General features: G+C 62.5%; 12 protein-coding genes. 5 read left to right on the forward strand and 7 right to left on the reverse strand.

All coding sequences use genetic code 11. From position 1 onward, the window contains the following. Positions 1 to 9: 9 nt before the first annotated feature. Entirely contained in the window at positions 10 to 2,265 is a 2,256-nt protein-coding gene (locus tag C2U47_RS12925) for a sensor domain-containing diguanylate cyclase (RefSeq protein WP_103261674.1), read from the reverse strand. A 65-nt stretch (positions 2,266 to 2,330) separates the two neighbouring features. Beyond that, complete coding sequence (locus C2U47_RS12930; protein ID WP_010673032.1) at positions 2,331 to 2,939, reverse strand: AhpA/YtjB family protein; 609 nt, start codon at positions 2,937 to 2,939, stop codon at positions 2,331 to 2,333. A gap of 193 nt (positions 2,940 to 3,132) precedes the next feature. Between C2U47_RS12930 and serB the strand changes: the two genes are divergently transcribed. Further along, positions 3,133 to 4,137 (forward strand): phosphoserine phosphatase SerB, encoded by a 1,005-nt coding sequence (gene serB, locus C2U47_RS12935; RefSeq protein ID WP_103261675.1) that lies wholly within the window; start codon positions 3,133 to 3,135, stop codon positions 4,135 to 4,137. Between the two features lie 28 nt (positions 4,138 to 4,165). After that, the gene (locus C2U47_RS12940; protein WP_048209037.1) at positions 4,166 to 5,071 is read left to right on the forward strand and encodes an alpha/beta hydrolase family protein; all 906 of its coding nucleotides are present in this window, start codon (positions 4,166 to 4,168) and stop codon (positions 5,069 to 5,071) included. 56 nt (positions 5,072 to 5,127) lie between these two features. Here the strand turns inward: C2U47_RS12940 and C2U47_RS12945 are convergent, their stop codons facing one another. Continuing rightward, a complete protein-coding gene (locus C2U47_RS12945) occupies positions 5,128 to 7,503 on the reverse strand; it encodes a PilZ domain-containing protein (RefSeq protein ID WP_069785007.1) in 2,376 nt (791 codons plus the stop codon). Between the two features lie 100 nt (positions 7,504 to 7,603). Between C2U47_RS12945 and radA the strand changes: the two genes are divergently transcribed. Next, positions 7,604 to 8,968, forward strand: coding sequence for a DNA repair protein RadA (radA, locus tag C2U47_RS12950; protein ID WP_069785006.1), 1,365 nt, complete (start codon positions 7,604 to 7,606; stop codon positions 8,966 to 8,968). A gap of 52 nt (positions 8,969 to 9,020) precedes the next feature. Here the strand turns inward: radA and C2U47_RS12955 are convergent, their stop codons facing one another. Together C2U47_RS12955 and C2U47_RS12960 are read right to left on the reverse strand one after the other, a co-directional pair. Continuing rightward, positions 9,021 to 9,407 carry a PilZ domain-containing protein gene (locus tag C2U47_RS12955; RefSeq protein WP_029313755.1) on the reverse strand — a complete coding sequence of 129 codons (387 nt, stop codon included), beginning with the start codon at positions 9,405 to 9,407 and terminating at the stop codon, positions 9,021 to 9,023. Between the two features lie 102 nt (positions 9,408 to 9,509). Next, positions 9,510 to 9,992: an Rsd/AlgQ family anti-sigma factor gene (locus C2U47_RS12960; protein ID WP_029313757.1), complete on the reverse strand. Its 483-nt coding sequence runs from the start codon at positions 9,990 to 9,992 to the stop codon at positions 9,510 to 9,512. Between the two features lie 338 nt (positions 9,993 to 10,330). On the opposite strand from C2U47_RS12960, the gene hupA reads away from it, so the two are divergent. Together hupA and C2U47_RS12970 are read left to right on the forward strand one after the other, a co-directional pair. After that, positions 10,331 to 10,603, forward strand: coding sequence for a nucleoid-associated protein HU-alpha (gene hupA, locus C2U47_RS12965; RefSeq protein WP_005305063.1), 273 nt, complete (start codon positions 10,331 to 10,333; stop codon positions 10,601 to 10,603). A gap of 113 nt (positions 10,604 to 10,716) precedes the next feature. Then, positions 10,717 to 11,142 (forward strand): hypothetical protein, encoded by a 426-nt coding sequence (locus tag C2U47_RS12970; RefSeq protein ID WP_029313758.1) that lies wholly within the window; start codon positions 10,717 to 10,719, stop codon positions 11,140 to 11,142. Positions 11,143 to 11,224: 82 nt separating this feature from the next. Here C2U47_RS12970 and C2U47_RS12975 read toward each other — a convergent pair whose 3' ends face one another. Both C2U47_RS12975 and dusA read right to left on the reverse strand, forming a co-directional pair. Then, positions 11,225 to 11,374 (reverse strand): hypothetical protein, encoded by a 150-nt coding sequence (locus tag C2U47_RS12975; protein ID WP_010673040.1) that lies wholly within the window; start codon positions 11,372 to 11,374, stop codon positions 11,225 to 11,227. 2 nt (positions 11,375 to 11,376) lie between these two features. After that, positions 11,377 to 12,363, reverse strand: coding sequence for a tRNA dihydrouridine(20/20a) synthase DusA (dusA, locus tag C2U47_RS12980; protein ID WP_010673041.1), 987 nt, complete (start codon positions 12,361 to 12,363; stop codon positions 11,377 to 11,379). Positions 12,364 to 12,490 lie beyond the last annotated feature (127 nt).

The following is a 12,490-nucleotide window of genomic DNA, read 5'->3' on the forward strand; positions in this document are numbered from 1 at the left end:
GACAGTCCCTTATGCCGTGCTGAGATCGAGGGCGAAGCGCCCCTTGCCCGCCTGTTTGGCCTGGTACATGGCGGCATCGGCCCGGTGCAGCAGATCGTCGATGTGACAATACTGGCCCGAGTGGCAGAGGGCGCCCCCTATGCTGCCGGCAAGGGGCAGCCGATGACCGGCCACGTCTCCAGGAACCGCCATGGCCGCCAGCAGCCGCTCGCACAGGGCAGGCAGCTCCTGCGCGGGTTGGCGCAGGGCAGGCAGTATGATGGTGAACTCGTCGCCGGCCAGGCGCGCCACCATGTCCCCCGGGCGCACCTCGGCACTCAGCACCTGGGCGAAGCGTTGCAACAGGGCATCGCCGACATGGTGGCCCAGCCTGTCGTTGATCCCCTTGAAGCCGTCGAGATCGAGGAACAGCAGGCCCAGGGGTTCGGCATTCTGGCGCACCCGCTCCAGCTCCCGGGAGAGGCGCAGGGTGAAGGCGCGCCGGTTGGGCAGGCCGGTGAGGGGGTCGTGAGCCGCCTCGTGTTCCAGCTGGCTTTGCAGCGCCTTGAACTCGGTGATGTCGCTGCCGAGGATGTAGACCCCGGGCTCGTCGCCCCGGCTCGGGATCATGGTGATCCTGAGGTCACGCTGACCTATGGGCAGATCGAAGCGGCGCTCGAAACTCACCTGTTCACCGGCGAGGGCCTTTGCCACATAGGCCATGGCCCTGCCGTGGGCCTCCTCGCCGATGACGTCCCGCACGCTCATTTCCCGCATCTGTTCGGTATCGAGCCCGAAGTAGCGGCAATAGGCCTGGTTGGCGAACAAGTAACGCCCCTCGGGCGACACCATGCTGATGGTGACCGGCAGGCCATCGGTGATGGCCCGCAGTCGGGCACGGCCACGCTCGATCTCCGCGAACACCTGGCGGCGGGCGGAGATGTCGTGCAGGAAGAGGGCGAGGCGCACCTTGCCGTCGAACTGGTAACGCTCGGCGATCACCTCGACCGGGATGTGCCGGCCTGCGCGGGTGATGATGTCGCACTCCAGCCGCCGTGGCGGACTCTGCGGGTTGCCTGACAGGCTCAGCAGGGGGTGATCGGCGCCGAGCAGCCCGAAGAGGGGACGGCCCAGCATCTCGTCGGCGTGCCAGCCGAGCAGGGTGGTGGAGGCCGGGTTCCAGCCTGTGATGATGAAATCGGCATCGAGCTCGAGGAAGGCATTGCTGGTGTGCTCCAGCATGTGCTGCAAGCGGCGCTGCTCCTGCCACAGCTGCTGCTGCATGGCGCCGCGCTCGCGCATCTCCTGATGCAGCTGTTCCACCGTGCGGGAGAGCTCACTGGTCCGTGACTGCACCTGCTGCTCGAGCCCTTGCTGCAGCCGCACGAGTTCGGCTTCGGCCTGTTTGCGCTCGGTGAGGTCGGCAAACACGGCGATCATGTGGGGGACCATGGTGCGGCTCTGGCAGAGGGTCACGCTGAGCTGGACCCAGCACTGGGTGCCATCGGCCCGGATCATCCGCTTCTCCAGCCGGTAATCCTGCCGTTGCCCCGCGATCAGGGCATCGAACAGGGGCTGCTCCCGCTGCAGATCTTCGGGATGGGTCATGGCGAGCCAGGTCCTGCTCAGCATCTCGTGCTCGCTGTAACCGAGCAGCCGCTCCAGCCCCGGGTTGGCTCTCAGCCATTTCCCCTCGAGGGAGGAGAGGGCCATGCCCACCGACGACTGGTTGAAGGTCAGGGTGAAGAGATGCTCCTTGTCTTCCAGCACCTGGTTGAGGGTACGCACCTGGTGGCGCCGCTCCAGATCGTGCAGGGTGTTCTCCACCAGGCGGCCGAAGTCGTCGAGATCCCGGCAGGCATCTTCGTCGAGATGGCGCGGCACATGGTCCACCAGGCAGAGGGTGCCGAGCACCACGCCATCCAGCGCCCGCAGGGGCCGACCGGCGTAGAAGACCACGCCGGGATCATCGGTCACCAGCGGATTGTCGGCAAAGCGGAGATCCCGTCTGGCATCCGGTACCTGCATGATGTCGGGGCGCAAAATGGCATGACCGCAGAAGGAGTGCTCCCGGTTGATCTCGCACATATCGACCCCGGTGCGGGCGAGAAACCACTGCCTGTTCACGTCGGTCAGGGAGACCATGGCGATGGGGAGTGCGAAATGCCGGGTGATGAGCCGGGTGAGGCGATCCAGCTGATCGATGGGCTCGTGGTCGAGCAGGCCGAGGATGCGCAGTCGTTCCAGTCGACTGTGTTCATCCAGCGGCAAGGGGGGGGCAATCATGTGGCTCTCCTGCCAGTGATCTTGCCAGTGTTATATACAAGCCGGAGGATGTGATCCACTCCCGCTTATTGCGGAGCGGCGGGTTTGCTCTGTTTCTTGTGCTTGCGCACCCGCATGTAGTTGCGACGCACCCCGTAGGAGATGAGCAGGCCGGCCAGCAGCATCACCAGCAACATCAGGCGCTGTTTCTCCTGGTTGACCTTGAGATGGGTATCTTGTGCGGCCAGCAGTTTCTGCTCTTCCAGGGTGATCCTCAGATAGCCCAGGGTCAGGTTTCCGTCCTGGATCTCCTGGACAAACTGGATGCGCCCCTTGCCCTGCTCCGGCAGGGATTTGTTGTCGCTGCCGATGGGCAGCAGGCTGTCCAGCGGCAGGGCGTTGTCCGACTGGGCGAGGGGAATACCGCGGGCGTCGTAGAGGGTGACATCCAGAATGTCAGGCTCGGCGGCCAGATCCTGCGCCAGTCTCTCCAGCTCGCTCTCCTTGTCCTCCTTGATCCAGCGGCGCATGTCCCGGGCGGCATAGGCGACCAGCGCCTGTGCCCTGTCCCGTGCCGCCGCGTGCAGGGCGGCCTGGCTCTCTCCCTGCATGTGGATGAGCAGCACCAGCACCCAGAGACCGAGCAGGACTCCCGCCGCCAGACTGACAACACGTTTGATGGGAAGATGACGCACAGAACCGGGCCTCTGGTAATGGATGAGCGGGGCTGGCTGGTGCCCCGGTGCCGCGAAGCGGGAAACAGGGTGGTCTGTTTCCATGTCTGCCCGCACCGCAGGCGGGATCTTGGCGCTTGCCTGTACAAAAAGCAATACGCTACTCTGGGCCCGCATGATGAACCCCATGATTTCCAAGGAAGGCGTCTCTCTTATGTTGTTGTCCCAACTTCCCCGCTCCCTGCACGACTGGTCCGGGGCCCTGAGCTGTGCCCCCTGCTGGCAGCTCACCAACGAAGCCTTGCTGCCCGCGGCCAACGCCCACGACAGCGCCTGGATTGTCCTGTTTGGCAAGGGGCTGGAGGCCGGTCATCTGGCCCGCCTGGCCCAGCAGCTGGATGCCCTGGGGCTGGAGGCCAGCCTCTATCCCGCAGGGGAGCAGGCCGGTATTCCGCTGCTGCTGCTTGGCACCAACCGTTTCTCCCCCGAGCTGGTGCAGGCGCTCAAAGCCCAGGAGTGGGACATCGACCTGTGTCATCTGGCTGCCCTGCCCACCCTGAGTGAGCCCGGTCTGCTGGTGATGGACATGGATTCCACCGCGATCAGGATAGAGTGCATCGACGAAATCGCGCGGCTGGCCGGGGTCGGTGAGCAGGTGGCGGCCGTTACCGCGGCAGCCATGCAGGGCAAGCTGGAGTTTGCCGACAGTCTGCGTGCCCGGGTGGCGCTGCTGGAAGGGGCGCCGGTCACCATCCTCGACGAGGTGGCGGCCGACATGCCCTGGATGCCGGGCCTGCCACTCATGGTCGATACCCTCAGGCAGGCTGGCTGGAAGGTGGCGATCGCCTCCGGTGGCTTCACCCGTTTTGCCGGCGAGTTGCAGCGTGCCCTGGGTCTGGATGCCATTTTCGCCAACGAGCTGGCGGTGGAAGGGGGCTTGCTGACCGGCAAGGTGAGCGGCCCCATCGTCGATGCCGCCGCCAAGGCCGAGGCACTGCAACAGCTGGCCTCGGAGTACGGGGTGGTTGCATCCCAGACGGTCGCGGTCGGCGATGGTGCCAACGATCTCAAGATGATGGGGGTGGCGGGGCTTGGCATTGCCATTCATGCCAAACCCCTGGTTCGTGCCCAGGCGGCGGCGACCCTCAATCACCACGATCTGGAAGGGGTGCTCTGCCTGCTCGGCGCCCTGGCTTGTCGCGACCGACGCTGGTGCTGATCCCGCTCAAGGAGGAGCCGATCACGAGATGGAACTGTTACAGCAATCCCTGTTTGTCCCCTGCGGTGAGCATCGACTCCATGTGCGCCATATCCAGCCCGGTGTCGCGGTGCATGCCGACCCCATCCTGATGGTGCACGGGGCCATCGAGAACGGCCGCATCTTCTACACCGAATCGGGCAAGGGGCTGGCCTGCTTTCTGGCTCGCCACGGGTATCAGGTCTATGTGGCGGATCTGCGTGGTCGGGGTCTGAGCACACCGACCATCGCCGAGCGGGCCGGCCACGGTCAGCATGAGCTGATCACCGAGGATCTGCCCGCCCTGCAGCGCTGGGTATCGACCCGCCATGCCGGTGCCCGGGTGCACTGGATGGCCCACTCCTGGGGCGGCGTCATCATGGCCTCGACCCTGGTGCGCTTCCCCGAGCTGGCGGAGCAGGTTGCCAGCCTGGTGTTCTTCGGCACCAAGCGGGGGGTCTCGGTGCAGAACCCGGAGCGCTGGTTGAAGGTGGATCTGATCTGGAACCGGCTTGCCCCCTGGCTGGCGCGCCGCCAGGGGTTTCTGGCCGCCCGCCGGTTGAAGATAGGGGCCGATGATGAGCCCCTGCGCTACTTGCAGGAGACCATCCCCTGGGTCAAGTGCGGGCCCTGGTTGGACCCCTTTGACGGCTTCGCCTATGACGAGGCGGCGAGCCGGGTCAACTGGCCCCCGCTCTGGATGATCTCCGCCAAGGCGGACAAGGTACTTGGCCACCCCGTCGACGTGCGCCGCTTCAGCGACGAGATGGGCTCGGCCGCCCGCCACACCCGCCTTGGGCGGGACAACGGCAACCGCCTCGATTACGACCACATCAACATGCTGACGGCCCCCCAGGCACAGGAGGATCACTTCCCCGACATCCTCGCCTGGCTGCGTAACCCCCAGGCTGCCTGATAGACAAAAAACGGGCACTTGCGTGCCCGTTTTTTGTTGTCTCCCGGCCCTGCTGGCTAGCGGGGCCCGGATGGTATGCCAAGGCGGAACAGGGTCGCCTCGGTGGTATCGGTCAGTTCACCCACGCCCACGACACTCCAGAGCTCCTCTTCCAGCTTCTTGGCCTTGTGAATGGCGAACTTGGCGATGTAGTCCAGTTCACCCGCGATGAAGCTGGTGTCCGGGCGGCCGGTGCGCGAAATACCCACCAGTACCGAATAGAACTCGCCCTGTTGCCGGGCCAGCTCGATGAAACGGCGCTTTTGATCCGGTGAGCTGAAGCTGCTGGCCATGTGGCTGCGAAACAGGGGGGTTCCCCCCTGGGAGTGGAGGGCGGCGATGTAGACCTCCTCCTCTTCCGGCTTGTCTTCCCGCTCGATGGCGCGCAGGGGATTGAGCAGCAGGGCCTTGAGCAGTGCCCCCTGGAACAGGGGATACAGGTTCAACTGCTGATCCTGCTCGGCACAGATGCGCAGCAGACGGGAAAGGCTGCGTGGCTGTGGCGAGAGGCCGGCCGCGGCCAGTTTCGGGGCGGCCTTGAGCTTGTTCACATAGACGGGGGTGTTGAACAGGTGGTGGGTGTAGAGGTTGCGCAGCGCCCTGGCCATGCCGCGATAGCGATTGAACTCCCGGGTGGTCTTGAGCTTGTTCTGGTTGCTTTCGATAAGCAGGCTGAAGAACTGGTGGCCGGTATGGCGCTCAGCCGTCCCCTCGATGCACAGATGCAGCACGGTTCTGCTCAGGTTGAGGCTGACCAGCCGATAGGGCAGGCGTTGCAGGTCCATGTTTCTGGCGAGCTCCTGCAAACGGGGCAGAGCCACCGTGATGATGTCTCCCTTCTCCCCGTCGAACGGCTCCTCCAGCTCGATTTGCATACCGTGGGCCGAGATGTCTCGGGTCCAGCCGACCCAGGATCGCTCCTTGTGATGCAAGACGATGGCCGTCTTGTGCATGTAGCGCGCCTCCTTGCGCAGTTGCACATAGTGCAGCGTCTCTATCTCGAAGGGGGCGGCATGGATGTCATGGCCAAAGCGCTGCAAGGCGTTGGCGTTGAGCGGATCCTGACCCGTCTCTCGCTGGAACTCGTCGCGCTGGTTGTCCAGGTTTATCTCCTGCAGCATGCCTACGTATCCGAGCTGGGCCAGGCGCTCGCGCAGCAGCCTGTCCTGCAACGGGCTCGCCCCGCCCTGGGGGTTGTCGAGGTCGGCCTCCCGCAGGGTGCAGGCTTCCATGCTGAACTTGTATACCCGCCAGCTGGGGCGGCGGGCGCCGATCTGGAAGAAGAGCGCGGTCAGTCCGCTCTGTTCCAGCTCCTCCCGGGTCGCGGAGAAGAAGTAGAGGTGGCTGCGTACCGCATGGGTAAAGCTGTAGATCAGCGTCTCGCGCAGCCCCTCCTTGCCCGGGAGCAACGAGGGCATGCGGGCAGCGGTGAAGAGGCTGGCGAGCATGTCGCGGTTCTTGGCATCGCGCCAGTATTCGAGAATGTGCTGGTTGTTCTCGGTGCGCAGGGCGATCTCGAGGGCGGGGATGCTGCCCTTGCCGAAATAGAGGGGCATGCCGGTCATGCGCGGCAGATAGAACTGCTCATACCCCTTGATGACGGCGGCGGAGAGCAGGTAGTCGACGCTGACGCGATAGCGGCTGCGGTTGCGCTCGATGAAGTCGCGCAGGAACTCGTCAAACACCGGATGCTCGCCGTTCTTGAGCAGCCTGAGCCAGAATTTGTCCTCTTTTCTCTCCTCCCCCAGGATCTGGTAGCTGACCGGGTCACGCAGCAGGGGATGGGGATGATCGCGTTCCAGTCCGGTGAAGAAGACGGCTATCAGGTCGCCTGTCTGGTAGTCGGGCAGATAGGGCACGGATACCCGGATGCCGCCGAGGGAGATGTCGGAGCTCTTGGCGAGGATCTTCTCGCCGTTGGCGAGCTGGAGCACCATGGGAGAGCTGAAGTGCATGCGCTCTTCCTGCCGCCCGTAATGGCTGGCGAAGGGGATGGCGCTGACATCGAACGGACGAAACGGGCTGATGGGCAGCGCCAGATTGTCGCTGCGCCCTTGGTTGAGTTTGTACCAGGCTTGCAGCGCCTCGTAGACCCCCAGGGTGTAGCTGTCCCGGTAGAGGTAGCACTGGGATTGAAACAGCTCGATGGCCTCGGCGGGCATGAAGTGCGTCACCCCGTCGAACTCATGCACCTGACAGAGGGCGCCCAGCTCGTTGCGCATGTCGATGACGCGCCGGCAGGGGGTGCACTTGCGCTTGAGTTCCATCTTCAGCAGGAACCGGCTGTTGGTATTTTCGTTCTGGGTCAGACGGTTGAAGATTTCGTCGAAGTCCTTTTCCCGGAGCAGGGGGACAAGTTGTTCTATCAGATGTAGTGGTTGTTCTGAATCCATGTATTCCTGCCGCGGAAAGTCACTTTTCCGATTCTGGGTTTGATCTGCCGGTCGCAAACAAGTATATCAAGCAGGAATTCATCCTGTCCCCGAGTTATCCATGGCCAAAAACAAAACCGCCTATGTTTGTTCCGAATGTGGAGCCGACTTCACCCGCTGGCAAGGTCAGTGCAGCGAGTGCAAGGAGTGGAACACCATCACCGAGGTGCGACTGGGGGTGACGACACCCGGCAAGAGTGCTCGCTATACCGGTTATGCGGGCTCCGTCGGCAGCCAGGTGCAGACCCTGGCGGAGATCGCCACCACGGAGATCCCCCGTTTCAGCTCGGGCTTCAAGGAGCTGGACCGCGTACTCGGTGGCGGCGTGGTCCCCGGTTCGGCCATTCTTATCGGCGGCAACCCCGGGGCCGGCAAGTCGACCCTGTTGCTGCAGACCATGTGCGGCCTGGCGCAGCGCATGAAGACCCTCTATGTGACCGGTGAGGAGTCACTGCAACAGGTGGCGATGCGGGCCGGTCGGCTGGGTCTGCCCACGGACAAGCTGCGCATGTTGTCCGAGACCAGCGTCGAGCAGATCTGTCTCATCGCCCAGCAGGAGCAGCCTCAGATCATGGTCATCGACTCCATCCAGGTGATGCACGTGGCGGATGTGCAGTCCGCGCCGGGTTCCGTCTCCCAGGTGCGGGAGTCGGCGGCGCTGCTGACACGCTATGCCAAGCAGAATCATGTGGCCATCTTCATGGTGGGCCACGTCACCAAGGACGGCACCCTGGCGGGCCCCAAGGTGCTGGAGCACTGCATCGACTGCTCCGTGCTGCTGGATGGCGGGCACGACTCGCGTTTTCGCACCCTGCGATCCCACAAGAACCGCTTCGGTGCGGTTAACGAACTGGGGGTCTTCGCCATGACCGGGCAGGGAATGAAGGAGGTGAGCAACCCTTCCGCGATTTTCCTCAGTCGCGGGGAGGAGCAGGCTCCGGGCTCCATCGTCATGGTGATCTGGGAAGGCACGCGCCCCCTGCTGGTGGAGTTGCAGGCGCTGGTGGATTACTCCCAGCTCTCCAATCCGCGCCGGGTGGCGGTGGGGATGGACCACAACCGTCTCGCCATGCTGCTGGCGGTGCTGCATCGTCACGGCGGGTTGCAGATGGCGGATCAGGATGTGTTCATCAACGTGGTGGGTGGCGTCAAAGTCGAGGAGACCAGCGCGGATCTGGCGCTGCTGCTGGCCATGGTGTCGAGCTTCCGGGATCAGGCCCTGCCCAAGGATCTGGTGGTCTTTGGCGAGGTGGGACTCTCCGGCGAGATACGGCCCGTGCCCTCGGGTCAGGAGCGACTGCAGGAGGCGGCCAAGCACGGTTTCCGCCGAGCCATCGTCCCACATGCCAATGCGCCCAAACATCCCATCGAGGGGATGGAGGTGGTGCCGGTGAAGAAACTCTCCGATGCCCTCGAGGCCCTGTAACCGACCATGAAAAAGGAGCGTATGGACGCTCCTTTTTTTTCTGCCCGCCCGCTCAGGATTCGGGGGGGACGTGGTCTCGGTGCTCTTGCAGCAACTGCTCCAGCTCGCGATGGAGCAGTTGCTCCTCTCCGATGTTCAGCTCGATCATCCGCTTGAGGTGAGTGGCGCTGTCGATGTCGATGTGGTGGCAGTAAAACCCCAGCTTCTTGCTGGCTTCGTGGGTCAGCTCGACCTGCATCTTGATCTCGATGTCGCTGCCCCCGAGCACGAAGCAGATTTCGTACTCCTTGTCCTCGCTGGCGACCCAATCCTCGGGTCTGAGCAGCAGGGCTCCCTGCAGGGAGACATCGACCAGCTGGGTGCGCCACTGGTGTTCACCCTGGGTGAGCTTGGCGGCGGTCAAATAGAAAATCCGAGTAAAGTGGCGGCGCTCGGCCATGGTCGTCTCCGGTCTGCGTGCGAGCAAGATGCTCATTCTTCATGTTGCAGAGTGTAATCCAGCTGGCACGCCAGGATATTGAACTGGCTCCGATATTGAATATCAGACCTGCTGATGGCTGAGGGATTCCACCACCTGCAGCGCCTTGACCAGCCGATCCTCCTGTTTGAACCTGTCTTCCAGCACGGGGCCGAGTTGGTTCAGATCCTCGTCCAGTTGTAGCAACTGGGCTTCGTCGGCGTTGCTGTACTTGTCGTTGAACTCCAGCGCGAATTCGGTACAGGCACGGATATGGGGGTAGATGCGCTTGGCCAGCTCCAGTTTGTCGCCGCTGGCTTGCTCAAAGGCGGTGACGACGTGGTTGTAGATCTCGAAATGGCCTGCGCTGACGTAGTCGACCAGTTGTTCGCAAAAACGTTGCAGTTCTACATGGCCTGGGAGGGTGCGTTGCTTGCACTTGGCGGGCATGAGGCCTGCCAGTCGCATGTACTCGACCAGCAACGCCTGTCTGGCATCCAGCCAGTCATCTATTGCTCTGTGCTTGCCTGCCAGTGCGCGCTTGGTTTTTTCCAGTTCAGTTAACATAGTCCCTCCATGGGCATGGCATGCGGCTCTCGGGTCGCATGCCTTCGGTCATTCTCATCGACTGACGACACTCCTATAACTAGGGAAAATCCAGTTGACCGTCAATAGGAGTGTAGGGATATTGTTACATCAGGCGGGGATTTGCATGCCTCTCCCCACCGGTACTTCGCATCCTGTCGCCCATCCAGGGGACAAGGGGGCGATATATGTGACTATTTCCGCAGATCTTGATGAAAACCCCAGCATTCAAGCCAATCCGGCTGATAAAGCCTTTGCCTGAGTGTTTTTTTTTGAATAGAGTGGCCCGGTGCTAAATGCCCGATCATAAAGGAAATGTTATGAACAAAGCTCAACTTGTCGATGCAATTGCCGCCAAAGCAGACCTGAGCAAAGCTCAGGCCAAAGTCGCTCTGGAAGAGATCATCAATGGTATTACCCAGAGCCTGAAAGAGGGCGATGCCGTTCAGTTGGTGGGTTTTGGTACCTTCAAGGTCAACCATCGCGCGGGCCGTACCGGTCGCAACCCGCAAACCGGTAAAGAGATCCAGATTGCAGCCGCCAATGTGCCGTCCTTCGTGGCTGGCAAGGCGCTGAAAGACGCTGTCAAATAAGATCGTCTTGTAATCAAATGAAACCCGGCTTGTGCCGGGTTTTTTCTTGCCATCTTCGTCAAGATTTGTTTCAGATACACTCAGGATATGGCATGCGCTGTAGCGAGGTGGATATGGAACAGAAAAATGCCATTCGGCAGGTAGCCGTCCCCTGGGCTCCCTCTCGTCAACTCCCTCCCGGCCTGGTCGTGGCCGAACTGCATCAGGATATCTGGAGCGACACCCTGACCGTCATGCTCGGGCGTGCTCGCAGCATCGATCTGCCTCCGTTGCCCCTGTGCCGGGTGAGTTTTCGCCACATCTTCGCGGTGCGGGTGATGGAGGATTGCGATCTGGCGGAGGGGCGTGACAGCCACGTCATCGAAGAGCAGATCCAGCTCATCACCCCGTCCCGTTTCGCCAGCTGGTTCCATCAGGAATCCGATGGGCTGCACCTGGATGAAGATTTGCAGCACTACCGCATCTCGACCTGGGATTACTGCGCCGATGTGCTGACCTCTTCTCCCCCTGAACTCCAGTTCATGGTTCAGGAGGAGTAAGCCAGACTGTCGGGTCGCCTCCGTGGTGACAAAAAAGCCGGCGCAGGGGCGCCGGCTTTTTCTTGTTCGGGAGAGGTGGCGTTCAGCCCAGGAGTTGGTCCCGGTGCAGCCCCAGCACGATCAGCAGCCCGATGAAATAGAAGGCGCTGAGCTTGATGCCGAGAATGGTGAGCAGGCCGGCGCACAGACGCACTAGGGCCTTGTGCAGCCAGGATCCGGTGAAGCGGTACATGATCACTCCACCGCGTCGGCCGGCGCGAACTCCGGCACCTTGGCCATGGCGTCCAGCACCACTTGAATGTCGGCCCCCGGCTTGCAGGCATTCTCGCTCAGATGGCGACGCCAGGCGCGCGCGCCCTGCATGTTCTGGAACAACCCCAGCATGTGGCGGGTCATGTGGGAGAGGTAGTTGCCCTTGGCCAGCTCTTGTTCGATGTAAGGCAGCATCATCCGCACCACCTCGTGGCGGCTCGGCACGGCACGGTTCTCGCCGAACACCAGATTGTCCACCTGGGCCAGAATGTAGGGGTTCTGGTAGGCTTCGCGGCCCATCATGACCCCGTCGAGGTGCTGCAGATGTTCAAGAGTCTGCTCCAGACTGGTCACCCCGCCGTTGATGGCAATGGTCAGATCCGGGTAATCCTGCTTGACCCGGTAGACGCGAGGATAATCGAGGGGCGGGATCTCGCGGTTCTCTTTCGGACTCAGGCCGCTCAGCCAGGCCTTGCGGGCATGGACGATGAAGGTATCGCAACCGGCGTCCCTTACCTGCTCGATGAAGGCCTGCAAGAACTCGTAGGAGTCTTGCTCGTCGATGCCGATACGGGTCTTCACGGTGACCGGAATGTCGACTACGTCGCGCATCGCCTTGACGCAATCAGCCACCAGCGCGGGTTCGCCCATGAGGCAGGCGCCGAAGCGGCCGTTTTGCACCCGATCGGAAGGGCAGCCGACGTTGAGGTTGACCTCGTCATACCCGCGCTCCTCGGCGAGCCTGGCGCAGCGGGCCAGGTCTGCCGGGTTGCTGCCACCCAGTTGCAGGGCGAGAGGGTGTTCCTGCTCGCTGTAACCCAGATAGTCGCCCTTGCCGTGGATGATGGCGCCCGTGGTCACCATCTCGGTATAGAGCAGGGTCTGGCGGGTCATCAGACGGTGGAAATAACGGCAATGCCGATCGGTCCAGTCCAGCATGGGGGCGATGGAAAAGCGCTGCGCCTGCATAAAAATCATCCGGGTTGGCCAAACAAGGGGCGGGATTCTATCACAACGTGAGACAGCCCCAGAAAATGAATTTTGTCGCCGCGCACTGGGGGCCCTGTGATAGTATCCGGCTAATTGACAGGGTATC

This window comes from Aeromonas sp. ASNIH7 (assembly GCF_002903485.1).
Classification (GTDB): domain Bacteria; phylum Pseudomonadota; class Gammaproteobacteria; order Enterobacterales; family Aeromonadaceae; genus Aeromonas; species Aeromonas caviae.

Excerpts from the sequence above, each read along its gene's own strand:
- radA (WP_069785006.1), top strand. The coding sequence starts at position 7,604 with ATGGCCAAAAACAAAACCGCCTATGTTTGTTCCGAATGTGGAGCCGAC.
- C2U47_RS12955 (WP_029313755.1), bottom strand. The coding sequence starts at position 9,407 with ATGGCCGAGCGCCGCCACTTTACTCGGATTTTCTATTTGACCGCCGCC.
- C2U47_RS12970 (WP_029313758.1), top strand. The coding sequence starts at position 10,717 with ATGGAACAGAAAAATGCCATTCGGCAGGTAGCCGTCCCCTGGGCTCCC.
- C2U47_RS12925 (WP_103261674.1), bottom strand. The coding sequence starts at position 2,265 with ATGATTGCCCCCCCCTTGCCGCTGGATGAACACAGTCGACTGGAACGA.
- C2U47_RS12975 (WP_010673040.1), bottom strand. The coding sequence starts at position 11,374 with ATGTACCGCTTCACCGGATCCTGGCTGCACAAGGCCCTAGTGCGTCTG.
- serB (WP_103261675.1), top strand. The coding sequence starts at position 3,133 with ATGTTGTTGTCCCAACTTCCCCGCTCCCTGCACGACTGGTCCGGGGCC.
- hupA (WP_005305063.1), top strand. The coding sequence starts at position 10,331 with ATGAACAAAGCTCAACTTGTCGATGCAATTGCCGCCAAAGCAGACCTG.
- C2U47_RS12940 (WP_048209037.1), top strand. The coding sequence starts at position 4,166 with ATGGAACTGTTACAGCAATCCCTGTTTGTCCCCTGCGGTGAGCATCGA.
- C2U47_RS12960 (WP_029313757.1), bottom strand. The coding sequence starts at position 9,992 with ATGTTAACTGAACTGGAAAAAACCAAGCGCGCACTGGCAGGCAAGCAC.
- dusA (WP_010673041.1), bottom strand. The coding sequence starts at position 12,363 with ATGCAGGCGCAGCGCTTTTCCATCGCCCCCATGCTGGACTGGACCGAT.
- C2U47_RS12945 (WP_069785007.1), bottom strand. The coding sequence starts at position 7,503 with ATGGATTCAGAACAACCACTACATCTGATAGAACAACTTGTCCCCCTG.